Source organism: Nitrospirillum pindoramense, assembly GCF_007827955.1.
GTDB lineage: Bacteria > Pseudomonadota > Alphaproteobacteria > Azospirillales > Azospirillaceae > Nitrospirillum > Nitrospirillum amazonense_B.
Window position 1 is genome coordinate 63,593 of record NZ_VITR01000014.1, and the last position, 25,550, is coordinate 89,142.

The following is a 25,550-nucleotide window of genomic DNA, read 5'->3' on the forward strand; positions in this document are numbered from 1 at the left end:
TGACCAACCGGATCAAATCCGGTGATCGTTTTTGTCAATCCGTCTTGGGTGTGGTCGCGTGGACAAGTTCCTTCAGGACAAGAACAGTGTCGCCCCCTATTTCGTGGCGGCGGCGCTGGCCTGCGCCACCGCGCGCGGCCTGGACGCCACGCCCCTGCGGCGCAAGGCCGGGTTGGATGGCGTCCCCGCCGGCGCCCGTGTGCCGGTGACCACCTACGGTACGCTGCTGCGCCTGCTGGCCCAGGTGATGGATGACGAATTCTTCGGCCTCGACACCCGTCGCATGAAGATCGGCACCTTTTCCGTCATCTGCCTGCTGGCCTTGGGTGGCCGGGATCTGGGCCGGGCACTGGATCTCGCCTGCCGGGGATACAATAGCGTTTTCGACGGCATCCGGGTGGGCCTGCGCCGCCAAGGCCGCCTGGCCTGCCTGGAGATCCGCCCCACCGTCCCCGACGCGCCCTTGGCCTTGTTCGCGCAAGAGACGCTGATGACCTATCTGCACGGCCTGGCCTGCTGGCTGGTGCGGCGGCGCATTCCCATCGACGCCGCCGATTTCATCCCCCCGGCGCCACCGCATGCCGAGGAATACCGCGTGGTGTACAGCTCCACCCTGCGCTTCGGCCAGGAGGCCGCCCGCCTGTGGTTCGACGCCGCCCTGCTGGCCCTGCCGGTGGCGCAGGACGCGCGCACCGCCGTCACCTTCCTGAACCGCGCGCCGGAGAATTTCCTGGTGCGCTATCGCAATCCCGACAGCTACGCCCGCCGCGTCGCCCAGTTGCTGGACCGCCGGCCCCCCGCGGCTTGGCCGGATTTCGACAGCGTCGCGCGCACCCTGCGCTGCTCCCCCGCCACGCTGCGCCGGGGGCTGCGGCAGGAGGGTCGCCCCTTCCAGGCCATCAAGGACGAATTGCGCCGACGCGCGGCCGAAGCGGCGCTGGCAGCGGGGACGGAAGCCATCCCCGACCTGGCGGCCCGCCTGGGCTTTGCCGAGACCAGCGCGTTCCACCGCGCGTTCCGTAAATGGACGGGGCTGGCGCCCGGCGCCTTCCGGGCGCAGCGGCAGGCCTAGCTCTCCTCCACCTTGCGGGTCAGCGTGACGAGACGCGCGGCGATATCGGACGGCTTCAGTACGGCGGTGGCGCCACCCAGGGCGATGGCGGCGCCGGGCATGCCGTGGACGATGCTGCTTTCCTTGTCCTGCGCGAAGGTGACCGCGCCGGCGTCACGCATCTCACGCAATTCCACCGCCCCGTCCACGCCCATGCCGGACAGCAGCACCCCCACGGCGCGGGCCCCATGCACCCGGGCCACGGAACGGAAGAAGTGCGACACGGCGGGCCGGGCGCTGTTTTCCGGCGGCCCGTGATCCAAGGTGATGGCGCCGTCCGCGCCCAGACCCATGTGGGCGTTGTCGGGCGCCAGGTAGAAGTGGCCGGGGCGGGGCACCTCCCCCGCCTTGGCGACCTGCACCGGCAGGGCGGAGCCTCCGGCCAGCCACTCGGCGAAGCCGCCGACGAAGCCGGGGGAGATGTGCTGGACCGCCATCAGGGGAATGGGGAAATCGGCGGGCAGGCCCGCCAGGATGGCCTGCAAGGCCACCGGCCCGCCGGTCGAGGCCCCGATGGCAATGACCGCGGGCCGCACGCCGCCAGGCAGGCTGGTCTCCGGCATGGGGCGGGCCACGGCCGGACGGGGCAGCTTGGCCGGGTTGGCCCAGCGCCGCACCACCTTGACCTCGGCCATCAGGCGCACGGTCTGCGCCAGGTCCGCCGCTTCAATGGCCTGGCGGGGATGGCCCAGCCCCACCGGGCGGTGGACAAAGGCCACGGCGCCGGCGTCCAGGGCGCGGAAGGTGGCCGCCACCTGGTCGCTCATGGTGCTGCTGACCACCACGATGGGGCAGGGCGTTTCCTCCATGATGCGCCGGGTGGCGGCGAGGCCACCCAGGCGCGGCATGTGGATGTCCATCGTCACCACATCGGGACGATGGCGGGCCACGGCCTCCACCGCCTGAAGGCCGTCGATGGCGGTGGCCACCACCTCGATATCGGGTTCAGCCGACAGGATGGAAACCAGATATTCGCGCAGGGTGGGTGAGTCTTCGGCGACGACGACCCGGATCATGAGAGGCTTTCCTTAAACCAAATGACTGACGATTTGCAGCAGGTTGCCCTGGTCGAAACTGTCCTTGACCAGATAGGCGTTGGCGCCGGCATCGATCCCCCGTTCCTTGTCCTCGCGTGAGCCCAGCGAGGTGATCAACACCACCGGCAAGTCCGCCAGCTTGGCGGCCCCGCGCACCTTGGCGGTCAGCTCGAACCCGCCCATGCGCGGCATTTCCACGTCCGACACCAGAAGGTCGAACTCCTCCCCGCCGGTCAGGACCGCCCAGGCGTCGACCCCGTCCACGGCGGTGCGCACCTGATACCCCGCCGCTTCCAGCAGGTTCTTGAATAGCGTGCGTGCAGTAATGCTGTCTTCTGCAATCAATATGGACTTTTTGCGTGACACGGTCACCGTCGACCGTGGGGTGGCCGGCGCCTGGGCCGCCCCCGCCAGCAGGTCGGCGACATTCAGGATCAGCGCCACCTCTCCCGTCGCCAGGACGCTGGCGCCGGTGACATAGGGGGCCCGAGCCAACTGCGGCCCCAAGCCCTTCATCAGCACCTCCTGCTCATCGCGCACGCGGTCGACGATGAAGGCGGTGGCCTGCCCGCCCCGGCTGAGCACCGCCACCGTGTGGTGGCTGGGCGGCGCCTGGACGGCGCGCGCCGGTAAGAGGCCCAGCACATCCGCCAGGCGCACCAGGCCCAGCGTGCGCCCGTTCAACACCACCGTCTCGCGGTTCTCCACGGTGGCGATGGCGCCCTGGGCGATGCGGGCCACCCGTTCCACACCCCCGGTGGGCAGGATGAAACAGGCGCCCTCCACCTCCACCAGCACGCCGCGGAAGCTGGCCAGGGTAACGGGCAAACGGATGCGGAAGACGGTACCCAGGCCGGGCGTCGATTCCACCGCCAGGCTGCCGCCCAGCCGCTCCACCTTTTCCTGCACGATGGCCAGGCCCAGCCCCCGGCCGGCCACGTCGGTCAGCAGACCGCTGGTGGACAGGCCGGAATGGAAGGCCAGCGCGCGGGCCGCGTCGTCGTCCAGCGCGGCCGCGGCCTCCGGCGTCATCAGCCCCTGCTCCGCCGCCGCCAGGCGCAGCCCGACCACGTCGAAGCCGCCGCCGTCGTCGGCGATGGCGATCTCCGCCCGTCCCCCCTCCGTCTGGGCCACGGTGATGGCGAGGGTGCCCCGGGCCGATTTGCCGCGACGCTCCCGCAGCTCCGGCGGTTCGATGCCATGGGCGATGGCGTTGCGCACCAGGTGCAGCAGCGCGTCCTTCATCTCCTCCTGGATACGGCGGTCGATTTCCAGGTCCCCGCCCCGGATGACCAAATCCACATCCTTGCCCTCGGCGCGGGCCAGGTCGCGCACCAAGGGCGCCATGGGATCCAGCAGCACCGATACCGGCACCATCAGCACCTGCTTCGCCTCGTCCAGCAGGCTGTCCAGCATCTTGCCCAGGATGCGCACGTCCTGGCGACCGGCGTTGGCCAGCTGGGCGATGCGACCGGACAGCCAACGCAGCGTGTCGCCCTGTTGCTTCAGCAGGCGGACGGTGGGGCTGTCCTCCCCCTCCTCCACCACGCGGCGGCGGGCCCGCTCGTGGGAGCGCACGCGCTCCGCCACCTCCGACGCCAGCCCCCCCAGTTCCGCGACCTGGCGACCGGCGGCCAGCCGGGCGGACACCAGCTCCTCCGCATGGCGCAGCAGGGCATCCACCTTGGCCGTGGCGATGCGCAGGGTGGGGCGGCTGCCGACGCGCGGCGTGTCCAGGGCCGGCACGTCGGGGGCCGGCGTTTCCGTTCCCCGCTCCGAAGCCGGTGAGGCGGACGGGGCGTCCGGCGGTGTCAGGACCGGCATCGCCGTCGCCGGTTCTTGCCCCTCGGCATAAGCGTCCAGGGCCGCCACCAGAACGTCCTGGTCCGGCCCGGCGGCCAGGCTGCCGTCCAGCAGGCCCCGTACACGGGCATACCCCTGATGCAGCAGGTCCAGGCCGGCCGGAGTCAGCGCCAGCCGCCCGCCCTTCAAGGCCGCGAAGACGCTTTCCATGGCGTGGCACACGGCCACCACCGCGCCCAGATTCACGGCGCGGGCCGCCCCCTTGAGGGTGTGCACCTCCCGGAAGGTGGTCTCCACCAGCTCCTGCGCGCGGTCGCGCGGCGGCGCCTGTTCCAGGGCCAGCAGTCCGGCGGCGATGGCGGAGAGGTGCTCCTCCGCCTCCACCTCGAACATGGCCAGCAACCTTTTCAGGAGCTGATCGTCCGACTGGCTCATCCGCCGGTCCTCAGGCCTGGTACTGGCCGGTGACGGTCTTCAGCTTATGCCCCAGCTCATTCAGGTTGTGGGCGGCGGTCTCCGCCTGCTTGGTGGCGTTCATGTTCTGCATGCTGGCCTGCTTGATGTTCTCCATGGCCAGCGCCACCTGGTCGATGCCCACCTGCTGCTGCTGGTTGGAGGCGGCGATCTGGGTGGCCGCCTGGGTCGCCACGGCGATGCTCTGGGCCAGGCGGTCGATGGCCTCGCCCGCCGCCACCGACTGCTTCACGCCGGCATCCACCGCCTTACTGCCCTGCTCGGCCGCCAGCACCGCCGTGGCGGTGGCCTTCTGGATGTCGCCCAGGATGGACCGCACCTGGGTGGTGGCCTGCTTGGACTGTTCGGCGAGGCTGCGCACCTCCTGCGCCACCACGACGAAGCCCTTGCCCTGCTCGCCCGCGCGGGCCGCCTCGATGGCGGCGTTGACGGCCAGCAGGTTGGATTGCTCGGCCAGGTCGTTCACGGTCGCCACGATCTCGCCGATGGCCTGGCTCTGCTCGCTCAGCTGCATCACGGCCTCGGCGATGGCCATGATCTGCTCACGCACCTTGGTGATGCCGTCGATGGACTGTTCCACCGCCTGCTTGCCGTTCTGGGAGATCTGGGCCGTGCTCTGCGCCGTCTGCGAGACGTAGAGCGCCTTCTCGCTGGACACCTGGGAGGTCTTCTTGACCTCCTCCATGGTGGCGCTGGTCTGGGCCAGGGCGGTGGCCGTCTCGGCCGCGCTTGCGGCCACCTGGGCGGTGATGGTCACGATCTGGCTGCTGGCCGTGCCCAGCACGGTGGTGCCTTCGCGCAGGTCGCGCATCAGCTGGCGCAGGTTGCCGGCCATGGCGTGGAAGGTGCGGCCCAGGCTGCCCACCTCGTCACCCCGGTCGCTGACCTCGATGGCGCCGGCCACCGTCAGGTCGCCCGCGCCGATGCGCTCCGCCGTGGTGGTGATGGCGCGCAACGGCGTGGCGATGTTGCGGCCCAGGAACAGGCCCGCCACCACCACGAACACCGCCGCCAGCAACGTGCCCCCGGCGATGACCAGGACAGTGCTCTCCGCACTGGCCGCCGCCGCCGTCTCCCGCGCGCGCAGCAATTCGCCCTCGCCCGCCTGCATGGTGGCGACGATGCGGCGGATGTCGTCCATCGACTGCTTGCCGCGGTCCGTCAGCACCACCGCCTTCGCCGCGTCAAAGCCCTGCAGGCGGCGCAGGTCGATGGTATCCTTCAGCTCCGTCACCTTGTCCTTTAGAGGGACGCGCAAACGCTCCAGGTTCTGCTGCTGCACCGGGTTGTCCTGGGTCAGCGTCGTCACCGTCTGCAACACCTGCTCCAGGGTGTTCATGCCCTGGCGATAGGGTTCCAGATAGCGCTCCTCCCCCGTGACGAGATAGCCGCGCTGCCCCGTCTCCATGTCTTGGACGGCGGTCAGCAGGCTGAGCAGGCGGGCCTGCACCTCATAGGAATGGGAGCGGAGCGAGGTGGTTTCCGTCAGCTGACGAATGTTGCCGTAGGAGGTGGCAGCCACCACGAGAAGAATGAACAGGACGCTGCACAGGCAGATCCAGATTTTCATTCCGACAGAATACTTCATGACCGGCGCTCCCGAGGGGCTGTGCGTGGACCGTGATTTTGGGACGGGGCTTGGTGGGTGACTGGGCGCGTGCTCGGCCGCATGGGGCTCAGCCCGACCTTGTGGCCAGCCGGCCGTCAACAACGAGGGCGGGATCGGCCACCAACCGCCGGGCGTCCAGCAGGGCCAGGTGCGGGGGCAGGACGCCCGCCAGATAATGGCGTTGCCGGCCGGCCAACACCGCCGGCGGTGCCTGCACCTGGGCGCGCGGCATCCGGGAAACGCCAACGATGGCACTGACCAGCAATCCCAGGCCGCCGGCCGGCTGCCCCGGCGCTTGCGCCTGGGCCAGCACCACCACCCGGCGCAGTTCCGCCGGCGCCACCGGCGCCAGGCCCAGCAGGCGGCCGAGATCGACCAGGGGCAGCACCTGGCCGCGCACGGTGGTCAGGCCGGCGATGAAGGGCGGCGCCTTGGGCACGGCGGTCAAGCCGTGCAGCGCCATCACCTCCGCCACGGCCGCGGTTTCGAAGGCGTACCGCTCCGTCCCCACCGTGAATTCCATCAGTTCCAGGAGATCGCCTTCGTCGCTCAGCACGGGCGGCTTGGCCAACTCCAGCCCACGCCGGTGCAGGACGCGCCGCGTCGTCTCCTCATCCGGGACCCAACCACGTTCCAGCGTCGCCGCCCAAGCCGCCAGCCGGCGATGGGCGCTGTCCCAGTCCATGCTCCGTCTCTCCGTGGCCTGGTTCCCCATGCCTTAGCCCTCCCCGGCGGGATCGCCACCCAGCGCCGCATGGGCGTGCGCGGCGACATCCATGAGCCGTCCCACGGTCATGCCTTCAAGGTCCGGCAGGATGTCATCCGGGCGGTGTCCCTGCAAAAGCCCCATGATGTTGCGGTAATGCTTGCGGGCGTCGCGGATGCGGCCCTGGCTGCGCGCCAGGTTGGCCATGGCCAGATGCGTGGCGATGGACTGGGGCGCCAGGAACAGCGCGCGCTGCAGCGACATGGCCGCGGCGGCGGCGTCCCCCCGCTCCTGCTGGATCATGGCCAGCAGGTGGTGGGCTTCCGCGCTGACGCGGTTATGGTTCAGCACGCCCTGGCACCAATGCGCGGCCTCCGCCAGATGGCCCTGGTTGGCGTAGCACCGCGCCAGCAGCAGCATGGCCGCCTCATCCGCCGGCGCCACGGCCAACCGGGCCTCCAGTCCCTCAACGGCGTCGCCATACCGGCCCAGGTCATACAGCGCGCGGTAATGGGCCAAGGTCGGGACCGGCGGCCTCACGGATACGACGGGCGGCAACGGCGCCGCTGGCACGGGAGTGGGCACAGGCGCGGGCATGGGCGGGGAATGCCGGTGGACCGGCGGCGGCGCGGGTGCGGGCAAGGACACCTTGCGATAGACCGTCGCCCCGTCGAACGGCACGAAGGTCAGGGGGGTGAACAGGGTGGGCGCGCCGTCCACGGAGCTGGGCAGCAGCCAGCCATTGTCCACCAGGGCGTGCGACAGGCGCCGCACCACGCGGCCCGCCTGATCGGCGTTGAAATACATGAGGACGTTGCGGCACAGGATGACGTCCATGGCGTTGGTGTTGCTTTCCAACGCCGGGTAGGGATCGTCCATCAGGTTGTGGTAGGCGAAGGTCACCATGCGGGCGATGTCGGGGCTGATGCGGTGGCGCCCGCCCGGCAGCGCGGTGAAGTAGCGGCTGCGCAGCGCCGGGTCGACGCCCCGGAACGACCATTCACCATACGTGCCCTCGGCCGCACGGCGCAGGAAGCGCGGGTTCACGTCCGTGGCCAGCAGCGTGATGGTCCAGGCGGAGCGGTCGGGCAACAGCGTGTCCAGCAGCATGGCCAGGCTGTACGCCTCCTCCCCCGTGCAGCAGGCGGCACTCCATATCCTGAGGGCCAGCGTACCGGCCGCCCGCCGCTCCGCGATGAGATCAGGCAGGATGTTCTGGCCCAGAATCTCGAAGCTGCGGGGTTCGCGAAAAAAATAGGTTTCCCCCACCGTCAGCTGGCCGGCCAGCGCCTCCAGCTGCGTCCGGTCAAGCGCGCCCGCCGACAACCAATCGCGCACGGCCGCCACGGTGTCGGGATAGCCCAGCTCCACCGCCGCCCGTTCCAGGCCACGCTCCATATCCATCCAGCGGTCAGCCGGGAAATACAGGCCGATGCTGGCGCTCAACCGGTCGGACATGGCGGAGAGCAGGGTATCAGGCAGGGTGCGATGCATCCGCCCCCCCTGTTTCCCCTATGGCTGGCCCCTTCGCACTGGCCAGCGCGGCCGACAGCTGCTCCTCCTCCGCCGCCGACAGGAAGCGATCGAGGTCGTGGATCAGCAGCAGGCCATCGGCCAGCCGCACCACGCCGACGATGGCGTCGTCCGTGCCGGGCACCAGGCCCTGGGCCGATACCCAATCGAGGGGTGCTGCGGCCACCGTGCCCACGACGCTGTCCACCAGCAGGACGACGGTCCGATAGGGCCCGCGCGCTACGATCATGTGGTCGCTGAGCGACAACGGCCGGGAGTCCAGGCCGAAGCGGCGGCGGACATCCATGACCGGCACCACCTGTCCCTGCAGGTTGATGACGCCGCGCACCAGGCCCGGCGCCCCCGGCAGGGGTGTCACCGCCACGGCACGCACCGCCCGCTCGACCATGGCCAGCGGCAAGCCATAGGCTTGGCCGTCCAGATCGAAGCGCAATAGCGGGGCGCCGGTGCTCTGGCCCGGATCAGCCATGGGCGTCCCCTTCACTTGTCCCTTCACCGGCCAGATCCTGGGGCGGAAGGCCAACAGTGGCCGCCGCCTTCAGCAACTCCTCCAAATCCACGGGCTTGCTGAGGAAGGCATCCAGGCCCGCGGCGCGGCACCGCTCCCGCTCCTCATCCGAGACACCGGCGGTCAGCACCACCAGCGGCGGCAGGGGGCGGTCCGGGGCGCGGGGAAGCGCCCGGATGAGGGTGATGGCTTCCAGCCCGCCCATACGGGGCATGTGCATGTCCATGAACACCAGGTCATAGGTGCCGGTGTCCACCGCCCGCACGGCGGCGGCGCCATCGTCCACGATCTCGACCTCATGTCCGGCGCTGCGCAGGACGGTGGACACCAGAACCTGGGTGGAGCGGTCATCCTCCACCAGCAGGATGCGGCGGCCCGCCGCCGGCCGTTGCGGCGGCCCCGCCACCCCTTCGGCGGGCGGGGCCACCGGCGCCGCCGCCGGCAGGGTGAGCGGCAGCTCGAACCAGAAGCGGCTGCCCTGGCCGGGCGCGCTGTCCACCCCGATGCGGCCGTCCATATGCTCCACCAGCCGGCGGCAGATGGCGAGCCCAAGGCCGGTACCACCGAACCGGCGGGCCGTCGTCTCATCCACCTGGCTGAATTCCTCGAACAGGCCGGACAGACGTTCCGCCGGGATGCCGATGCCGGTGTCGGTCACGGACACACGCAGGCGCGAGGGCTGCCCCTCCGGGCCTTGGGGGTCAGGCAGGACCTCCGCCGCCAGGTCGATGCCGCCGGTGGCGGTGAACTTCACCGCGTTGGTCAGCAGGTTGAGAACGACCTGCCGCAGGCGGGTCGGGTCGCCCATGACCCTGGCCGGCACGGTGGCGGCCACCGCCGTGCGGAACGCCAAGCCCTTGCCTATGGCGGAGGGCTGCACCAGGGCCGCGCAATCCTCCACCAGGGCACGGACATCCAGCGGCAGGTTTTCCAGAGTCAGCCGGCCGGCCTCGATCTTGGACAGATCCAGGATGTCATCCAACAAGCCCAGCAGGGTGCGGCCGGCGTCCGCCTGCAGGGTCAGCAGGCGGTGCCATTCCCCCGGGCTGACCCCGCCGCGCAACAGCAGTTCGGAAAACCCGATGACGCCCGTCAGGGGGGTGCGCAATTCATGGGCCACGGTCGCCAGGTAACGGGACTTGGCCTCGTTGGCGAGGTCGGCTGCCTTGCGCGCCGCCAGCAGGTCACGGGCGGTGGCGGCCAGATCCTCCGTCCGCTCCGCCACGCGGCGCTCCAGGGTCGCATGCGCCTCGCTCAAGGCCCGCTCCGCCTCCTTGGCGGCGGTGATGTCACGGGCGATGGTGACTAGGCCTTCCGTCCCCCCCTCGCCATTCTTGAAGGTGGACCGCACGACGGAATGCCAGCGGTGACCGGCGGCATCATGGGGCGCCTCGGCGACGACGATGCCGGCCTCAAGCGCCGCCCGGTCCGCCGCCTCGCGCGCGGCGGCGTCCGCCACGCCCATCTCCGCGTCCGTGCGGCCGATCAGGTCCGCGGGGTCGCCCAGCCCCAGGGCCTGGGCGTGGGCCCGATTGCCCCGCAGGTAACGCAGGTTCCTGTCTTTGAAGGAGATGGCGTCCGGCACGCTGTCCATCAGATGGGACAGCAGCCGACGCTCCTCCGCCAACGCGCGGCGCACGGCACAATGCTCCGCCGCCTCGCGGATCAGACGGCGCAGGCGCTCGGGCGTCCAGGGCTTGGGCAGGTAGCCGAAAATCTGGCCGGCGTTGACGGCCGCCCCCAGGGCGTCGATATCGGTGTAACCGGTGATCAGCACCCGGGTCGCGTCCGACAATTCCCGCGCCCAGCGCAGGAACTCATGGCCCGCCACGCCCGGCATGCGCTGGTCGGAAATGATGACCACCGGCGCGATGTCATCATCCTCCAGCATGGCGCGCGCCGTCAGCGGCGACGTGCTGGTCAGGACGTTGAACTCATCCTCCAGCGCGTCGGCCACCGCCATCAGCACCTCCGGCTCATCATCGACCACCATGACGGTGGGAAGCTGCTGGCCGTTCATCATGCACTCCCCGGCGCCGCGTGCGCCGCTTGCCCCGGCGCGGTATGCGCCGCCTGCGCGGGACCGGACGGGGCCGGCGCGTCCGCCGACGCCCCGTCCAGGGGTATCTCGATCACCACCTCGGTACCCTGCCCCTCTTCACTGTGGAATTCCAAGCGCCCGCGATGGCGTTGAATGATGCTATAGGAAATTGAAAGGCCGAGGCCAGTGCCGGAACCCACCGGCTTTGTGGTGAAGAACGGCTCGCAGATGCGGTCGCGGATGGCCGCGGGAATGCCGTGGCCGGTGTCGCGCACGGACAGGCGGAACATTGGGCCATTCCGGGCCGTTTCCAGCGTGATGGTCCCGGCCCCGTCGATGGCGTCGATGGCATTGCCCACGATGTTCATCAGCACCTGGTTCAGGGGCCCCGGCTGGCAGGTGATGCGCTTCGGACCCGCGTATTTACGCTCCACCACGATCCGTTCCGACAGCTTGTGCTGCAACAAGGTCAGCACCGATTCCAGGCTGTCCTCGATCTCCACCTCCTTCACCTCCGCCTCATCCAGGCGGGAGAAGGTGCGCAGCTTCACCACCAGATCCTCGACCCTGTCGATGCCCAGGCGGGTGGCGGCCAGCCGCTGCCGCATCTTTTCCAGGTCGCGCCCGCCCTTTTCCGACAGATGCCCCTGGATTTCCGGTGTGATGTTTTCCAGGCAGCGGGCGATGGTGCCCAGATGGTTGCCGACAAAGGCCAAAGGGTTGTTCAGCTCATGCGCGATGCCGGCCACCAGCGCGCCGAGGGAGGCCATCTTGGCCGCCTGAACCAACTGAGACTGGGTGTCCTGCAGTTCGCGATAGGCCTCCTCCAGCTCCGCGTGGGAACGCTCCAGCGCCTCCGCCATGGCGGCGCGCTCCTGGGCGATACGGCGTTCGTCCCGCGTCCGCTCCAGCTCCAGCTCCTTATCCCGGAATTCGCTGGTGATGCGCAGGTTCTCCTCATGCAGGAACTTGCGGCGCAGCAGGGCACGGATGCGGGCTTTCAGGATTTCACTTTCGCTGGCCTTGCCCACGAAGTCGTCGGCGCCGGCCTCCAGCCCGCGCATCATGTCTTCCTTGTTGTCGCGGGACGTCAGGATGATGATCTGGAACAGCCGGTCATGCTGGCGACGCATCCGGTCCAGGTGCTGGCACAATTCCGTGCCGCTCATCTCCGGCATGACCAGGTCGACGACGATGCAGTCAAACTTCTCGCGCTCGATGCGGTCCAGGGCCTCGCGTCCACCGGACACGCCCACCACCTCGTGCCCGTCCTCCTGCAACTGGGCGGTGATGAAGAACAGGTAGGTCGGGCTATCGTCCACCACCAGCAGGCGGCTGCGGCGCATCGCCACCGGAGCCAGGCCGGGGACTGTCCCCCCAGCCGCCCCGACCGTGGTCTTGCGCAGCAGGGCCGCGACCCGGCTCAGCAGGATATCGATGTCGGCGGACTTGGGCACATAGGCGTCGGCGCCGCTGTCATAGCCCTGGCGCTCCCGGTCCGCGGCGTGGCTGTCGGTCAGCATCAGCACCGACAGGCCGCGGGTGCGCAAATCCAGGCGGACCCGGCGGACGAACTCATCCCCGTTCATGCGGGGCAGGTGGTAGTCGACCAGCGCCAGGTCCGGCATTTCCCGGCCCAGATGGTCCAGCGCGCTTTCGGCGTCACCGCAAACGGTGACGGACCAGCCCTGGCCTTCCAGGGTCATTTGCAGGCGCAGGGCTTGGGTCGGTGAATCCTCGACCAGCAGGATACGGTGGCCAGCGGTCGTTGGCGCGGTGATGTCGGAACCCGCCGTCATGGGCCGGCCCGGTCATCCACCCGGCCGGACGCGCTGTGATGTTCCACCAAATCCGCCTCCAGGCCCGAACCGCGCCATCGATCCGCACGGCATCGCGCCCCACGGGTCAGTCGGGAAAATGCCGGTTTCCCCAACCATTTTCCACCATTCCCGTAACTAGCCTATTAACAGGCGCGTCGTGGGTACCCCGGCCGGGGGCAGCGGCCTCGGCGCCCTGCTCGGCCACCCCCTCTCCCAATTGCGCAGGCGGCATCCCATATGGGATTCTGGTTCCGACATCCGCCGTCTTAGATCAAGGACTTGAGCGCATCCATGACCATCGCCCCAACCGCCCCGGAAGCCGCCGCCGACAACCCGCTGCTGGTCCCCGCCGGCCTGCCCGCCTTCGACGCGGTGAAGCCGGAACACGTCGCCCCGGCGCTGGAGGCCGCCATCGCCCGGCACGACGCCGTGGTGCAGGCCATCGTCACGGGTGACGACCGCGGCTTCGACGCCGTCTGCCGCGCCATGGAAGCGGCGGAGGCGGAGCTGTCCGACCTGTGGGCCACCGTCAGCCATCTGCACAGCGTGGCAGACACGCCGGAACTGCGCGCCGCCCACGCCGCCGCCCTGGAACGCCTGATCGGCTATTCCTCCGCCGTCGCGCAAAACCCGGAGCTTTATGCCGCCTACGCCGCCGTGGACCAATCGGCCCTGGGCCCGACGGAGCGGCGCCTGGTGGACCTCAGCCTGCGCAACTTCAAGCTGGGCGGCGTCGCCCTGCCCCCGGCCGAACGGGACCGTTTCGCCGCCCTGCAGGTGGAACTGGGCCGGCTGCAGACCGCCTACAGCAGCGCGGTGCTGGACGCGACCGAGGCCTGGGTGGAGCACATCACGGATGAGGCCCTGCTGGCCGGCGTGCCGGCGGGGGACAAGGCCATGCTGGCCAGCCTGGCGGCGGCGCGCAACCTCGACGGCTGGCTCGTCACCCTGCACCAGCCGTCGGTGCGCGCTATCCTGACCTACGCCGACAACCGCGACCTGCGCGCCCGCGTCTACCGCGCCTATGGCACGCGGGCGTCGGACCAGGGCCTGAAGCCAGAAACGCTGGACAACAGCGAGCGCATGGGCGCCATCCTGGCCTTGCGGCGGGAGGCGGCGGCGCTGCTGGGCTTCAAGGACCCGGTGGACCTGTCGCTGGCCACCAAGATGGCGCGCTCAGGCGCGGAGGTCGTGGACTTCCTGCGCGACCTGGCCCGCCGCGCCCGCCAGCCGGCGCTGGCCGACAAGGCGCAGTTGGAGGCCTTCGCCCGCGACACCCTGGGCATCACGACGCTGCAGCCCTGGGACAACGGCTATGTCGCGGAAAAGCTGCGCCAGGCCCTGCACAACGTCGACGACCAGAAGGTCAAGGCCTACTTCCCCCTGCCCCGGGTGCTGAACGGCCTGCTGGGCCTGCTGCGCGACGTCTTTGGCATCACCCTGGCGGAACAGCCGGCCCCGGTCTGGCATCCGGACGCGCGCTACTACACCCTGTCGCGCGACGGCGTGCCCTTCGCCGGCCTGTACATGGACCTGTACGCCCGCACCGGCAAGAAGGGCGGGGCGTGGATGGCGGTGTGCCGCGCCCGCCTGAAGGGCCAGGACGGGACGCAGTTGCCCGTTGCCTACCTCAATTGCAACTTCGCCCCGCCGGCCGGCGGCAAGCCCAGCCTGCTGAGCCATGGCGACGTGCTGACCCTGCTGCATGAGATGGGGCACTGCCTGCATCACGTGCTGAGCGAGGTCGACTATCCCTCCATCAGCGGCGTCACCGGGTTCGAATGGGACGCGGTGGAACTGCCCAGCCAGTTGCTGGAGAACTTCGCCTGGGACCGGCAGGTGCTGCGGTCCATGTCCGGCCATGTCGACACGGGCGAGCCCCTGCCCGACGACCTGTTCGACGCCATGCTGGGCGCCCAGCGCTTCCAGGCGGCGCTGGCCCTGCTGCGCCAGGTGGAGTTCGCGCTGTTCGACCTGCAGATGCACCTGGACGCCGGCATCACCGACGCCCAGGGCATCCAGGCCCTGCTGGAACGGGTGCGGGCGGAGGTGGCGGTGCTGACCCCGCCGGAGTGGCACCGCTTCGCCCACGCCTTCACCCACATCTTCGCGGGCGGCTACGCGGCGGGCTATTACAGCTATCTCTGGGCGGAGCGGCTGTCGCTGGACGGCTTCGGCAAGTTCCTGGAAGGCGACAGGGCGGCGGCCGGCGAGGCCTTCCGCACCCAGGTCCTGGCCGTGGGCTCCTCCCGCCCGGCGCTGGACAGCTACATCGCCTTCCGGGGCCGGGAACCGCAGAACGACGCGCTGCTGAAGCGCTACGGCCTGGCGGCTTAAGCGGTGCCCTCAGACGGCGGGCGCGGCCATCCGGCCGCTTGCCTTCCTCACTTTCCAGTCCGCTACGCTCCCCGGAAAGCTCCGGCGCCCGCAGTCGCGGGCTACCAATGGCGCGAGAATATTCCCGCGCCATTGGCTTTCTTGCAGCCAAGGTCAGAACAGGTGGCTGGCCGCCAGCACCAGGATCAGGCCGGTGACGGAGACGATGGTTTCCATCACCGACCAGGTCTTCAGCGTGTCGGCGGTGCTGAGGCCCAGGTAGTTCTTCACCAGCCAGAAGCCTGGGTCGTTGACGTGGGAGAAGAACAGCGACCCCGCGCCCACAGCCAGCACCAGCCATTCCGGCGCAACCCCGGATGTCCCCGCGACGGCGCTCAAGGCGCCCGACGCGGTGATGGTGGCGACGGTGGCCGAGCCGGTGGCCAGGCGGATCAGCACGGCGATGCCCCAGGCCAGCACGATGGGTGAGACCGCCCCCTGCTGGGCGATACGCGCCAGGGTGTCCGCCAATCCGGCCTCCACCAGCACCTGCTTGAAGGCGCCGCCACCGGCGATGCTGAGCAGGATGCCGGCCGCCGGGGCCATGGCCTGATGCCACAGCGCATCCCAATCGACGACAGTCCTATCCCCATGAGCCCCGTTCCACCGGCCGCGCCGGGGCGCGAAAAAGACCGCCAGCGCCACCAGATTGGCCAGCAGCAAGGCCACCGGCGGCGCCCCCAGCAGGGCCAACACAGGGTTCTGGCCCAGGGCTGGCACCGCCTTCGCGGCGATGAGCACAACCGGCAGCAGCACGACGGCCAGCGCCACCCAAGGGGACGGCAACGGCGTAGGGTACGCCTTGCCCGTCGTGCCACCGGTGATATGGGACGCGGCGACATGGGGCACGATCAGGCCGGCGAACACCGGCCCCGCGAGCACCGCGATGGGCAGGCCCAGCAGCACGCCCAGCACCAATGTCGGGCCGACGCCGGCGCCCAATTGGTCGACGGCGATGATGGGCCCGGGATGGGGCGGCACCAGGGCGTGCAGCACCGACAGACCGGCCAGGGCCGGCAGCATCAGCCGCAAATGCTGTCGGCCGTCACGGTCGCCACTCCCACGGCCCCCCCTCAGGGGCAGCGCCGCGATGATGGGCAGCAGCAGGACGACCCCCGTCTCGAAAAACAGGGGCAGGCCCAGGACCAGCGAGGCCAGCAGGCAGCCCCAGGGCCGCCAGCGCGGCCCCACCGCCCCCACCGTGGCCCCGGCCAGGGAAGCGGCGGCACCCGACAGTTGGAGCATGGTGCCCAGGGTAAGGCCTAGGGCCACCACCAGGCCAGCCCCGCCCATGATGTCGCCGAAACCCTTCTGCACGGCGCCGATGGCGCGATCCGGCGCCATGCCCCGCGCCACCGCCAGGGCCAACGCCGCGCACAGCAACGCCAGGAAGGGATGCAGCTTCAGCCGGATGATGAGGACCACGGCCAAGACTATGCAGCCGCCCGCGGCCAGGATCAGCCAAACATCGCCGCCTAGCACGCGGTCGCCCCGCGCGATCGGGGACCGGTACCGCCCAATGCCATCGCTTATCCTTCCAGGCTGTTCACTCCCGGACCGGAGCTTCGTTGGCGGAAGCGCTTTTGTCCACCGGTTCCCTTAACCTTATGGAGCCGACAGCCAGTGCAGGCTGAACAGGCCCTCCGGATCCACCCAGACCTTGGTGGGCTCGAACCCGGCGGCCCGCGCCATGTTCTGGAAGGTGGCGGGCGACAGCTTGTAGGAATCCTCGATGTGGATGCGTTCGCCGGCCCGGAAATGGAAGAAGCGGCCGGCCACGGCGGCCCGCTGTTCCCGCTGGCTGATCAGGAAGATCTCGATCTTCGACTGATCCTCGTTGAAATAGGCGTAATGGCGGAAGCCCGAGAGGTCGAAGGTGCCGCCCAGCTCGCGGTTGATGCGGGCCAACAGGTTCAGCGAGAAGGCGGCGGTGACGCCGGCGCTGTCGTTATAGGCGGCCTCCACCACGGAGATGTCCTTCGGGATGTCCACGCCCACCAGCATGGCGCCACCCGGCAACAGGTGGGCGCAGCGGGCCAGGAAGGCGGTGGCCGCCACCGGCGTCAGATTGCCGATGGTGGACCCGGGGAAGAAGCCGATGCGCCGCCGCCCGATGGTGGGCAGCGACAGGGTCTGCTGGGTATAGTCGCCGCAGACGGCGGTGATCTCCACTTGCGGCATGTCCAGCGCCAGCGCCGCCGCCTCGCGGATCAACTGGTCGCGCGAAATGTCGATGGAGACGTAAGAGGCCGGGCGGTCCAGGGCGTTCAGCAGCAGCCGACTTTTGCGGCCGTCGCCGGTACCGAATTCCACCACCTGCGCCTCCGGCCCCGCCAAGGTGGCGATCTCCTCGCCATACCGGCGCAGCATGCCGAGTTCCGTCCGGGTCGGATAATACTCCGGCAGTTCGCAGATACGCTCGAACAAGGCGGCGCCGGTGGCGTCATACAGGTATTTGCAGGGGATGCGGCGGATGGGGTGCGATAGGCCCGCCAGCACATCGTCACGGAAGCTGGCCGCGGCCGGCTCAAAGTCCATGAAGCTCACACGGTCGATCACGTCCGTCACGATCATGGCGTCCTCGCAAGTCGAATGCCGGAGAATTGCCAGCGCGCGGCCGGCGGGAAGAAATTGCGGTAGGTTTTGCGGATATGGCCGGCCGGCGTGGCGCGCGAGCCACCGCGCAGCACCATCTGGCCGCTCATGAACTTGCCGTTGTATTCACCGATGGCACCCTCGGGCGGGCGATAGCCGGGGTAGCCGGTGTAGGGACTGGCCGTCCATTCCCAGACGTCGCCGTAAAAGCCGGCCACGGCGCGAGGGTGGAAACTGTCGTCGTCCGCGTGGGCCGTGCCGGGGCCCGTAACGGGTTCGCCGGCCGCGATTTCCCACTCCGCCTCCGTTGGCAAGCGGGCGCCGGACCAGCGCGCCGCCGCCCACCGGGCATAGGCGTCGGCCTCGTAATGGCTAATGTGGCAGACGGGATCGTTGGGATCGACGGGGCGGACGCCGGACAGGGTGCCCACATGCCAGGCCCCTTCCTCCCCCCGCCGCCAATACAAGGGCGCCTGCCAGCCTTGGGCCTGCGCCGCAGCCCAGCCATCGGACAGCCAAAGGTCCGCCCGCCGGTAACCGCCATCCTCCATGAAGGCCAAATAGTCGGCATTGGTGACGACGCGGTCGGCGATCTCGAACGCCTCCAGCCAGACCTTATGCCGTGGTCCTTCGTTGTCGAAGATGAAGTCCGTCCCACCGCCGGCGCTGCCAACGGCGTAAAGGCCGGACGGCATCCCCCGCCAGACGATGTCATCGACCCCAGGGGCCACCACCGGAGTGGGCGGCGGAAAGACGGGGGGCGGGAACGGGTGCGTCAGCAGCGCATGCTTGATATCGGTGATGATCAGTTCCTGATGCTGCTGCTCATGCTGCAACCCCAGTTCCAGCAAGGCTGCGGCGTGGGCGTCGATGCCCCCGGACAACCATGCACCCATGGCCTGGTCGACATGGTCACGATAGGCCATCACCTGCGCCACCGTGGGGCGGGACAGCAGGCCGCGCGCCGCGCGGGGCCACCGCTCGCCCACACCGTCGTAATAGGAATTGAAAAGGTAGCGGAACGTGGGATCGAACGCCCGGTACCCCGGCACCAACGGCGTCAACAGGAAGGTCTCGAAGAACCAGGTGGTATGAGCCAGGTGCCATTTGCTTGGGCTGGCGTCGGGCATGGATTGCAGGGTCTGGTCTTCCGCTGTCAGTCCCTGGGTTCGGGCCACCGTCTCCTCCCTGACGGCGCGATAGCGCGCCTGCGGGTCGACGTGCCGGCGGTGCCCGGTGGGCGGCAGACCTGGCAGGGGCGTCGGGGCCCCAACCGATGGCGACGTGTCGGCGGGGACCGGGGCGGCGGTAGGCACGGATGTCATCCCCCTTGGTGGTGCATTATTGGTGGCGGGGCCCGGGTGGCGGGACCCCGGGTGGCAGAGTCAGCGTCAGTTGACCATGGCTGCGGCCCCGAATATTGCACGCAGAGCGCGCAAACGCCCGGGACCGACGCTTCCCCAAACCAGATAGGCCCCAAACCAGATAGAAGGACCCGCCGACATAAGCGAACGGCCCCGGAATACCGGGGCCGTCGCCGAACATGGGAAAGATCAGCGGCTGCACAGCCGCGCCAGGATGAAGCCGGCGGCACCGGCCAGGGCGATGGCCGTCAAGGGCCGCGCCGCCACGCGGGTGCTGACCTCCTGAACGGCCTGGTCGCCCTTGGCCTTGGCCAAATCGGCCGCGGCATAGGCGCCTTCCCGCACCGCGTCGTAGGCGGTGCGTCCGACCTTGCTGGCGGCGGCGGCGGTATCCGCCGCGATGTCCGAGGCCTTGCCGGTCACGTCGTCGATGCTCATGCTCGCCATGGGTTTGCTCTCCTTATCATCTCCGGGAACGGGATCCGGAAGTTGGGCCCGATGGTGGTAAACCCCATTGAGCCCCTGATGGTTCCGACCGAATGGCTTGGGGCCGTGACAGCAACTGGCCGTCAGCCCACCTTGGCCGGCCCACCGGGGCGGTGCAGGCCCTCCAGCGCCGACAAGGCGTCGCAGACCGCCTTCATCTGTTCCGCCGTCTGGCCGGGCGTCGCGCCGGTCATGCTTTCCTCCGACGCCACCATCAACAGCTGCAGGTCGTGCTCCCAGTGGCGCAGCAGGTTGATCTTCTGCTCCCGCGTGAACTGGTCGGACACGACGATGTCATGGGGTCGTTCAAAATGGCTGGAAACGTCGCCCAGCAGGCGACCGATGTCCTGATTTGTCATCTTGCCCTCAGGCAGCGCTTTGGACGGGAAACGGGTTCGGGGGCAGGGCCTCGGTCACGCTCTGCCGGTCAACACCAGGACCAGCACGACGATCAGCACCAGGCCCAGCAGGCCGCTGGGGCCATACCCCCAGCCGCTGCTGTAGGGCCAACTGGGCAACGCGCCAATCAGCAACAGGACCAAAATAACCAACAGGATGGTTCCGATCATGAAAGCCTCCCCAACAGGATTGCGCGGTTAGTCGCTGGCCTTTTCAACCGGGGCGGCGGTCGATTGTTCCCACCCCGCCTCCGGAACCGCCCCGGAACAGGTTTCCCAGAGGGCCCGCCAACGGTCCTGAGCCGGGGTGGAACAAAGGCGACAGGGGCCTGATTTCCCATTGGCCTTGCACTTCGACGAAAGGGAGCGTCATGCCCGCCAAATCCAAATCCCAGCAAAAGGCCGCCGGGGCGGCATTGGCCGCCAAGCGGGGGGACATCAAGGAAAGCGACCTGAAGGGCGCCTCCCGCTCCATGGAAAAATCGATGAGCGAGGGGGAGTTGCGCGACCTGGCCTCCACCAAGCGCAAGGGCAAGCCGGAACACGCGCGCGATAAGGGCTGAACCTCCGGGCTACCAGGCCCTTCACGCTTGCCCGCGCCGCCGAGGACGGTATAGTCGACGGCATGATCCGGTCGTCCCTGCCCTTCCTGCTGGCGTTCCTGACCCTCGTGGCCGTGGTCACGGGCTGGTCGGGCGGCGCGTGGGCGCACGACTGCATGCAGCATCCCCAAATGGCGGTGGCCACCCCTCACCAGGGGCACGCGCACTCTTCCGCCGTTCCCACCCCTCGGGCGGTCGCCGCCGCCGCGCATGGTTGCCATCAGGCCGCCGATTGCTGCTGCGTCGGCGGCATGGCCGGGTGCGCCGCCGCCTGCGTGGGCGCGCTGGTGCCCGCCCCCCTTCCGGACGCGGGGCGTTCCGCCGCCAAGTCCGTCCTCTTGCCCTCGGGGGATGCCGGAGGCGCGGGCCTGGCCCTGGCCCCGGCCTTGGGACCGCCCAGAGCGACCGCTTTCGCCTGACGCCCCGGGGTCGGTTCAGCCAACCCGGCGGCGTCGCCACGCGACCGCGGTTCCCATTTCCCCGAGATTTCCCATGCCCAGAATGTTTGCGCGTGCCGCCCTGCTGGCTGCCGCCACGGGGTGCGCGCCCATGACGGCGCCCCCCTTGCCCTTCGGCCCGGGCCCCAGCGCGGCGGACGCCGGCGCGCCGGCGACCCCTTGGTCCCGTCCGGCGCCCCACCCCACCGCCCCCCTGTCCACCCAGCCGCCGGCGGACGCGCCCCCCATGCCCGCCATGCCGGGCATGGATCACGGCCAGCACCAGGGACGGGATACGCCATGAGCGCGCGGTCAATGAAGCGGCTGGCGCCGCTGGTGATGGCGGGCGTGCTGGCCGGCTGTGCCACCGTGCCGCCGGAGGCCGGCTTTCCCGATGTGCAGAAGCGGCTGGAGGATCGCCTGCCGCAGCGCGCGGCCTGGAACCGGGACAGCGCCGCCGACGCGGAAGCGGCGAAGGCGGTGGCCACGCTGCTGGAAAAGCCGCTGACGGCGGACGGCGCGGTGCAGGTGGCCCTGCTGAACAATCCCGGCCTGCAAGCGACCTACGAGGATTTGGGTGTGGCCCAGGCCGACCTGGTCCAGGCGGGGCTGCTGCGCAACCCGCTGCTGTCCTTGGCCAGCGAGTTTCCCCTGAAGGGGCAGAACAGCGGCGCCGAGCCGCCCAAGCTGACCTTCAGCGTGGTCGCCAATTTCCTGGACCTGCTGTGGCTGCCGGCCCGGCGCAAGGTGGCGGCGGAGCGGTTCGAGCAGGTGAAGCTGACCGTCAGCGCCGAGGTGCTGGACCTGACGGCGGAAACCCGCGCCGCCTACCTGCGCCATCGCGCGGCCCTGGAGGAGGCGCGGACCCTGGACCAGGCGCTGGAGGCGGCCCAGGCCGCCTATGACCTGATGGTCCGCCTGCACCAGGCCGGCAATGTCAGCGAGCGGCGCCTGGCCACCGAGCAGGCGGTCCTGGAGGACGTCCGGGCGGAGAGCATGAACGCCGCCGGCGAAGTCACGGCCACGCGGGAGACGCTGAACCGCCTCATGGGGCTGTGGGGGCCGCAGGCGCGGTGGAGCGTCGACGGCGACCTGCCGCCCCTGCCGCCGCGCGAGCCGGACCTGACGATGGTGGAGGCGACGGTGATCGCCGGAAACCTGAAGCTGGCAGCAGCCCGGCGGACGACGGCGGCCAAGGCCGCGGGCTTGGGCCTGACGGATGCCAGCCGCCTGTGGACGGACGCGGAGCTGGGCGTGGGCGGTGAGCGGGAGACCGACCGCTCCCTGGTGCTGGGCCCCTCCCTGACCCTGGCCCTGCCGCTGTTCGACCAGGGCCAGCCGGCCGTGGCCAAGGCGGAGGCCGAGTACCGGCAGGAGGCGCGCCGCACCCTGCAACTAGCCGTGGACCTGCGGTCGGAAGCGCGGGAGGCGCGCGACCGCCTGGTGCGCGCCCGCGACCTGGCGGACCATTACCTGCACACGGTATTGCCCCTGCAGGACCGCTTGGTCGGTCTGGGCATGGCCGAATACAACTACATGCTGACCAGCCCGTTCGAGGTCATGGCCGCGCGCCAGGCCCGCCTGACGGCCTACCGCCGCTATATCGACGCGGTGCGCGACTATTGGCTGGCCGACGGCGACCTGATCCGCCTGGCCGGCGGCCGACAGACCATTCCCCCGTCCAACACCAATGAAGCGGCCCAGCCGGGAGGCCCGTCATGACCAGTCATCTACCCTGGGGCCGCCGCCAGCTGCTGAAGTCCGCCGCCCTGCTGGGGGGAGCCGGAGCCCTGTTGCGCGGCACGCCGGCAGCGGCGCAGGACCATGCGCATCACGCCAGCCCGGCCGCGCCGGCACCCGCCGCCCGCACCATGGGCATGGACAAGAAGGCGGTGGCGGCATCCGTCACGCCGCCGCGTCCGCCCAAGCGGGTGCCCGGCACCGACCGCCCGGCCACCATCACCCTGAACGGCAGCACCCTGCCCCATGTCCTGAAGGACGGGGTCAAGGAATTCCACCTGACGGCGCACGAGTTCGAGCAGGAGTTCGCGCCCGGCTTCAAGGTCAAGGTCTGGGGCTACAACGGCAGCAGCCCCGGCCCCACCATCGAGGCGGTGGAGGGCGACCGGGTGCGCATCCTGGTCACCAACAAGCTGCCCGAAGCCACCAGCATCCATTGGCATGGCGTGCTGCTGCCCTCGGGCATGGACGGGGTCAGCGGCCTGTCGGCACCGCCCATCCCACCGGGGGAAACCTGGGCCTATGAGTTCACCCTGCGCCAGCACGGGACCCAGATGTACCACCCGCATTACGATGAGATGGTGCAGATGGCCGTGGGCATGATGGGCATGTTCATCATCCACCCCAAGGACGCGGCCGTGGGCCAGGTGGACCGCGACTACACCATGATGCTGCACGCCTGGGCCATCCACCCCGGCACCTCGCGCCCCGACCCGGCGGTGATGCTGGAGCATGACACCTGGACCATCAACGGCCGCGTCTTCCCCGCCGTGGAGCATCTGGTGGTGAAGACCGGGCAGCGGGTGCGCCTGCGCATCGGCAACGTGTCGATGCATGAGCACCCCATGCATATCCATGGCCACCACATGTGGGTGACCGGCACCGATGGCGGCATGATCCCAGAGGGCGCGCGCTGGCCGGAAACCACCATCCAGGTGCCGGTGGGCACCACCCGCACGGTGGAGTTCGTGGCCGACAACCCGGGCGACTGGGCCTTCCACTGCCACAAGAGCCATCACGCCATGAACACCATGGGCCACGACATCCCCAATTTCCTGGGTGTCAGCCAGGGGGAGGTGGCGCGGCGCCTGGGCGCCCAACTGCCCGGCTACATGCCCATGGGGGAACGGGGCATGGGCGACATGGGCCCCATGGCCGGCATGATGCCCGGTCCCGCCAACACCCCGCCCATGATGACCGGCACCGGCCCCTACGGCGGCCTGGACATGGGCGGCATGGTGACGGTGATCAAGGTGCGGGACGAGGTCGCCGCCGACTACCGCGATCCCGGCTGGTACCGGGTGCCCAAGGGTACTATGGCCTGGAAGGTGGGGTGAGCTAAAAGCAGGGGACGGGGACGGGACGGCGCGCCATAGTCGGCCCCGTCCCCCTTCCCGGTTCCCGCCTGGTTCCCCTCCATGACCGACAGTCCCGCCGTCGCCCGGGGCCGCCACGCCCAAGCCGTCACCTATCTGGTGGCCGGCGCCTTCTTCATGGAACTGCTGGACGGCACGGTCATCGCCACCGCCATGCCGCAGATGGCGCGGACCTTCGGCGTGGCGCCGGTGGACATGAACATCGGCATGACGGCCTATATGCTGGCTTTGGCCGTGTTCATCCCCATCAGCGGCTGGGTGGCCGACCGGCTGGGGCCGCGCACCGTGTTCGGCGGCGCCATCGCCCTGTTCACGCTGTCGTCCCTGCTGTGCGGCCTGAGCCAAGGCCTGTGGAGCTTCACCGCCGCCCGCGTGCTGCAGGGCCTGGGCGGGGCCGCCATGGTGCCGGTGGGGCGGCTGATCATCCTGCGCATCACCGAGAAAAAGGACCTGATGCGGGCCATCGGCACCACCGTGTGGCCGGGCCTGGTGGCGCCGGTGCTGGGGCCGCCGCTGGGCGGCTTCATCGTCACCTACGTCGATTGGCCCTGGATCTTCTTCCTGAACCTGCCCCTGGGCCTGCTGGCCCTGGCGCTGACCATCGCCTGGGTGCCCAAGGAACGGCCGGCCGGCGCGCGGCCGCTGGATTTTGGCGGCTTCCTGTTGTCGGGCACGGCGCTGGTGGCCCTGGTTTTCGGCCTGGACACGGTGGGCCAGGGATCGCGAGCGCCCCTCCAGGCCATGGCCGGGGTCGGCCTGGGCCTGGCGCTGGCGGTCCTGACGGTGCGCCATTGCCGCCGCCATCCAGCACCCCTGTTCAAGCTGGACGCCCTGCGCCTGCCGACCTACGCCGTCGCCGTTTGGGGCGGGTCGGTGCAGCGCGTCGCCATCGGCACCGTGCCCTTCCTGACGCCACTGCTGTTCCAGACGGTGCTGGGCCTGAACGCCTTCCAGTCCGGCACCCTGGTGCTGTGCATCTTCGCGGGCAACCTGGCGATGAAGCTGGTCACCAGTCAGGTGCTGCGCCGCTTCGGCTTTCGCCGAGTGCTGCTGGCCAACGGGGTGCTGATGTCCCTGTCGCTGGCGGCGTGCGGCCTGTTCACGCCCGCCACGCCCAAGACGGTGGTGGGCGTGGTGCTGTTCCTGGGCGGCCTGTTCCGCTCCATGCAGTTCACCAGCATCAGCACCATCCAGTTCGCCGACGTGCCCAAGGAGGAGGTGTCGGCAGCCAACACGCTGGCCGCCATGCTGGGGCAGCTGACCTCGGGCCTGGGTGTGGTCGCGGGCGCCCTGGCGCTGAACCTGGGGGCCTTTCTCCGGGGTCATCCCCAGGGGCACGCCGACCTGATCGACTTCCGCAACGCCTTTTTGGTCATGGGCGCGGCCGTGCTGTTCAGCCTGTATGACGCCTGGAGACTGGCGCCGGACGCCGGGCGGGGCGTGAGCGGCCACACTGCTGCAAATGCTCGTTAACGAAGCATTGATTTTCACTTTACTCGCATAACGGGTATCTTCCCCCGATCGTTCGCTGGCC

Annotated in this window: 22 protein-coding genes; 8 read left to right on the forward strand and 14 right to left on the reverse strand. The window is 69.7% G+C overall.

The genetic code is table 11. The annotated features are described in order from the left end of the window. The first annotated feature begins 58 nt into the window (after positions 1-58). Positions 59-1,072 (forward strand): AraC family transcriptional regulator, encoded by a 1,014-nt coding sequence (locus FBZ90_RS21365; RefSeq protein ID WP_186455971.1) that lies wholly within the window; start codon positions 59-61, stop codon positions 1,070-1,072. On the opposite strand, the gene cheB is transcribed toward FBZ90_RS21365, so the two are convergent. The 8 genes from cheB to FBZ90_RS21405 all read right to left on the reverse strand — a co-directional run bounded on the left by cheB (position 1,069) and on the right by FBZ90_RS21405 (position 12,621). Then, positions 1,069-2,127 carry a chemotaxis-specific protein-glutamate methyltransferase CheB gene (gene cheB / locus FBZ90_RS21370; RefSeq protein ID WP_145735016.1) on the reverse strand — a complete coding sequence of 353 codons (1,059 nt, stop codon included), beginning with the start codon at positions 2,125-2,127 and terminating at the stop codon, positions 1,069-1,071. The genes FBZ90_RS21365 and cheB overlap by 4 nt on opposite strands. 12 nt (positions 2,128-2,139) lie before the next feature. Next, entirely contained in the window at positions 2,140-4,386 is a 2,247-nt protein-coding gene (locus FBZ90_RS21375; RefSeq protein WP_145735017.1) for a hybrid sensor histidine kinase/response regulator, read from the reverse strand. 10 nt (positions 4,387-4,396) lie between these two features. Next, positions 4,397-6,013, reverse strand: coding sequence for a methyl-accepting chemotaxis protein (locus tag FBZ90_RS21380; RefSeq protein ID WP_145735018.1), 1,617 nt, complete (start codon positions 6,011-6,013; stop codon positions 4,397-4,399). Between the two features lie 88 nt (positions 6,014-6,101). After that, complete coding sequence (locus FBZ90_RS21385) at positions 6,102-6,719, reverse strand: chemotaxis protein CheW (protein WP_186455972.1); 618 nt, start codon at positions 6,717-6,719, stop codon at positions 6,102-6,104. A gap of 33 nt (positions 6,720-6,752) precedes the next feature. Then, positions 6,753-8,234 (reverse strand): CheR family methyltransferase, encoded by a 1,482-nt coding sequence (locus FBZ90_RS21390; protein ID WP_145735020.1) that lies wholly within the window; start codon positions 8,232-8,234, stop codon positions 6,753-6,755. Continuing rightward, positions 8,215-8,742 carry a chemotaxis protein CheW gene (locus FBZ90_RS21395; RefSeq protein ID WP_145735021.1) on the reverse strand — a complete coding sequence of 176 codons (528 nt, stop codon included), beginning with the start codon at positions 8,740-8,742 and terminating at the stop codon, positions 8,215-8,217. The genes FBZ90_RS21390 and FBZ90_RS21395 overlap by 20 nt, the downstream gene beginning before the upstream one ends. Continuing rightward, the gene (locus FBZ90_RS21400; RefSeq protein ID WP_145735022.1) at positions 8,735-10,804 is read right to left on the reverse strand and encodes a response regulator; all 2,070 of its coding nucleotides are present in this window, start codon (positions 10,802-10,804) and stop codon (positions 8,735-8,737) included. Before FBZ90_RS21400 ends, FBZ90_RS21395 begins: the two co-directional genes overlap by 8 nt. Continuing rightward, complete coding sequence (locus FBZ90_RS21405; RefSeq protein WP_145735023.1) at positions 10,801-12,621, reverse strand: response regulator; 1,821 nt, start codon at positions 12,619-12,621, stop codon at positions 10,801-10,803. The genes FBZ90_RS21400 and FBZ90_RS21405 overlap by 4 nt, the downstream gene beginning before the upstream one ends. A gap of 312 nt (positions 12,622-12,933) precedes the next feature. Between FBZ90_RS21405 and FBZ90_RS21410 the strand changes: the two genes are divergently transcribed. After that, positions 12,934-14,979, forward strand: a complete 2,046-nt coding sequence (locus FBZ90_RS21410) for a M3 family metallopeptidase (RefSeq protein ID WP_145735024.1) — start codon at positions 12,934-12,936, stop codon at positions 14,977-14,979. A gap of 153 nt (positions 14,980-15,132) precedes the next feature. Here FBZ90_RS21410 and FBZ90_RS21415 read toward each other — a convergent pair whose 3' ends face one another. From FBZ90_RS21415 to FBZ90_RS21440, 6 genes are all read right to left on the reverse strand, one after another. Continuing rightward, on the reverse strand, positions 15,133-16,500 hold the full coding sequence (locus tag FBZ90_RS21415) for a GntT/GntP/DsdX family permease (RefSeq protein ID WP_145735025.1): 1,368 nt from the start codon (positions 16,498-16,500) through the stop codon (positions 15,133-15,135). Between the two features lie 123 nt (positions 16,501-16,623). Continuing rightward, entirely contained in the window at positions 16,624-17,592 is a 969-nt protein-coding gene (gene egtD, locus FBZ90_RS21420) for an L-histidine N(alpha)-methyltransferase (protein WP_145735026.1), read from the reverse strand. After that, entirely contained in the window at positions 17,589-18,929 is a 1,341-nt protein-coding gene (gene egtB / locus FBZ90_RS21425; RefSeq protein WP_246130649.1) for an ergothioneine biosynthesis protein EgtB, read from the reverse strand. The genes egtD and egtB overlap by 4 nt, the downstream gene beginning before the upstream one ends. A gap of 237 nt (positions 18,930-19,166) precedes the next feature. Continuing rightward, positions 19,167-19,424: a hypothetical protein gene (locus FBZ90_RS21430; protein ID WP_145735028.1), complete on the reverse strand. Its 258-nt coding sequence runs from the start codon at positions 19,422-19,424 to the stop codon at positions 19,167-19,169. 122 nt (positions 19,425-19,546) lie between these two features. Then, the gene (locus tag FBZ90_RS21435) at positions 19,547-19,822 is read right to left on the reverse strand and encodes a hypothetical protein (RefSeq protein ID WP_145735029.1); all 276 of its coding nucleotides are present in this window, start codon (positions 19,820-19,822) and stop codon (positions 19,547-19,549) included. 54 nt (positions 19,823-19,876) lie between these two features. Then, positions 19,877-20,032, reverse strand: coding sequence for a DUF3309 family protein (locus FBZ90_RS21440; RefSeq protein WP_145735030.1), 156 nt, complete (start codon positions 20,030-20,032; stop codon positions 19,877-19,879). Between the two features lie 200 nt (positions 20,033-20,232). Between FBZ90_RS21440 and FBZ90_RS21445 the strand changes: the two genes are divergently transcribed. The 6 genes from FBZ90_RS21445 to FBZ90_RS21470 all read left to right on the forward strand — a co-directional run bounded on the left by FBZ90_RS21445 (position 20,233) and on the right by FBZ90_RS21470 (position 25,489). Further along, a complete protein-coding gene (locus tag FBZ90_RS21445) occupies positions 20,233-20,424 on the forward strand; it encodes a DUF3008 family protein (protein ID WP_145735031.1) in 192 nt (63 codons plus the stop codon). A gap of 62 nt (positions 20,425-20,486) precedes the next feature. Next, on the forward strand, positions 20,487-20,882 hold the full coding sequence (locus FBZ90_RS21450; RefSeq protein ID WP_145735032.1) for a hypothetical protein: 396 nt from the start codon (positions 20,487-20,489) through the stop codon (positions 20,880-20,882). 73 nt (positions 20,883-20,955) lie between these two features. Beyond that, a complete protein-coding gene (locus tag FBZ90_RS21455; RefSeq protein ID WP_145735033.1) occupies positions 20,956-21,204 on the forward strand; it encodes a hypothetical protein in 249 nt (82 codons plus the stop codon). Further along, on the forward strand, positions 21,201-22,622 hold the full coding sequence (locus tag FBZ90_RS21460; RefSeq protein WP_145735034.1) for a TolC family protein: 1,422 nt from the start codon (positions 21,201-21,203) through the stop codon (positions 22,620-22,622). The genes FBZ90_RS21455 and FBZ90_RS21460 overlap by 4 nt, the downstream gene beginning before the upstream one ends. Then, positions 22,619-23,977, forward strand: a complete 1,359-nt coding sequence (locus FBZ90_RS21465; protein ID WP_145735035.1) for a multicopper oxidase family protein — start codon at positions 22,619-22,621, stop codon at positions 23,975-23,977. The genes FBZ90_RS21460 and FBZ90_RS21465 overlap by 4 nt, the downstream gene beginning before the upstream one ends. An 81-nt stretch (positions 23,978-24,058) precedes the next feature. After that, on the forward strand, positions 24,059-25,489 hold the full coding sequence (locus tag FBZ90_RS21470; protein ID WP_145735036.1) for an MFS transporter: 1,431 nt from the start codon (positions 24,059-24,061) through the stop codon (positions 25,487-25,489). Positions 25,490-25,550 lie beyond the last annotated feature (61 nt).

What these genes read in the sequence shown, in the direction of transcription:
- FBZ90_RS21465 (WP_145735035.1), top strand. Translation starts at nt 22,619, where the DNA reads ATGACCAGTCATCTACCCTGGGGCCGCCGCCAGCTGCTGAAGTCCGCC.
- FBZ90_RS21440 (WP_145735030.1), bottom strand. Translation starts at nt 20,032, where the DNA reads ATGATCGGAACCATCCTGTTGGTTATTTTGGTCCTGTTGCTGATTGGC.
- FBZ90_RS21385 (WP_186455972.1), bottom strand. Translation starts at nt 6,719, where the DNA reads ATGGACTGGGACAGCGCCCATCGCCGGCTGGCGGCTTGGGCGGCGACG.
- FBZ90_RS21390 (WP_145735020.1), bottom strand. Translation starts at nt 8,234, where the DNA reads ATGCATCGCACCCTGCCTGATACCCTGCTCTCCGCCATGTCCGACCGG.
- FBZ90_RS21380 (WP_145735018.1), bottom strand. Translation starts at nt 6,013, where the DNA reads ATGAAGTATTCTGTCGGAATGAAAATCTGGATCTGCCTGTGCAGCGTC.
- FBZ90_RS21410 (WP_145735024.1), top strand. Translation starts at nt 12,934, where the DNA reads ATGACCATCGCCCCAACCGCCCCGGAAGCCGCCGCCGACAACCCGCTG.
- FBZ90_RS21430 (WP_145735028.1), bottom strand. Translation starts at nt 19,424, where the DNA reads ATGGCGAGCATGAGCATCGACGACGTGACCGGCAAGGCCTCGGACATC.
- egtD (WP_145735026.1), bottom strand. Translation starts at nt 17,592, where the DNA reads ATGATCGTGACGGACGTGATCGACCGTGTGAGCTTCATGGACTTTGAG.
- FBZ90_RS21400 (WP_145735022.1), bottom strand. Translation starts at nt 10,804, where the DNA reads ATGATGAACGGCCAGCAGCTTCCCACCGTCATGGTGGTCGATGATGAG.
- FBZ90_RS21375 (WP_145735017.1), bottom strand. Translation starts at nt 4,386, where the DNA reads ATGAGCCAGTCGGACGATCAGCTCCTGAAAAGGTTGCTGGCCATGTTC.
- FBZ90_RS21405 (WP_145735023.1), bottom strand. Translation starts at nt 12,621, where the DNA reads ATGACGGCGGGTTCCGACATCACCGCGCCAACGACCGCTGGCCACCGT.
- FBZ90_RS21455 (WP_145735033.1), top strand. Translation starts at nt 20,956, where the DNA reads ATGCCCAGAATGTTTGCGCGTGCCGCCCTGCTGGCTGCCGCCACGGGG.
- FBZ90_RS21395 (WP_145735021.1), bottom strand. Translation starts at nt 8,742, where the DNA reads ATGGCTGATCCGGGCCAGAGCACCGGCGCCCCGCTATTGCGCTTCGAT.
- FBZ90_RS21460 (WP_145735034.1), top strand. Translation starts at nt 21,201, where the DNA reads ATGAGCGCGCGGTCAATGAAGCGGCTGGCGCCGCTGGTGATGGCGGGC.
- FBZ90_RS21450 (WP_145735032.1), top strand. Translation starts at nt 20,487, where the DNA reads ATGATCCGGTCGTCCCTGCCCTTCCTGCTGGCGTTCCTGACCCTCGTG.
- cheB (WP_145735016.1), bottom strand. Translation starts at nt 2,127, where the DNA reads ATGATCCGGGTCGTCGTCGCCGAAGACTCACCCACCCTGCGCGAATAT.
- FBZ90_RS21445 (WP_145735031.1), top strand. Translation starts at nt 20,233, where the DNA reads ATGCCCGCCAAATCCAAATCCCAGCAAAAGGCCGCCGGGGCGGCATTG.
- FBZ90_RS21470 (WP_145735036.1), top strand. Translation starts at nt 24,059, where the DNA reads ATGACCGACAGTCCCGCCGTCGCCCGGGGCCGCCACGCCCAAGCCGTC.
- FBZ90_RS21435 (WP_145735029.1), bottom strand. Translation starts at nt 19,822, where the DNA reads ATGACAAATCAGGACATCGGTCGCCTGCTGGGCGACGTTTCCAGCCAT.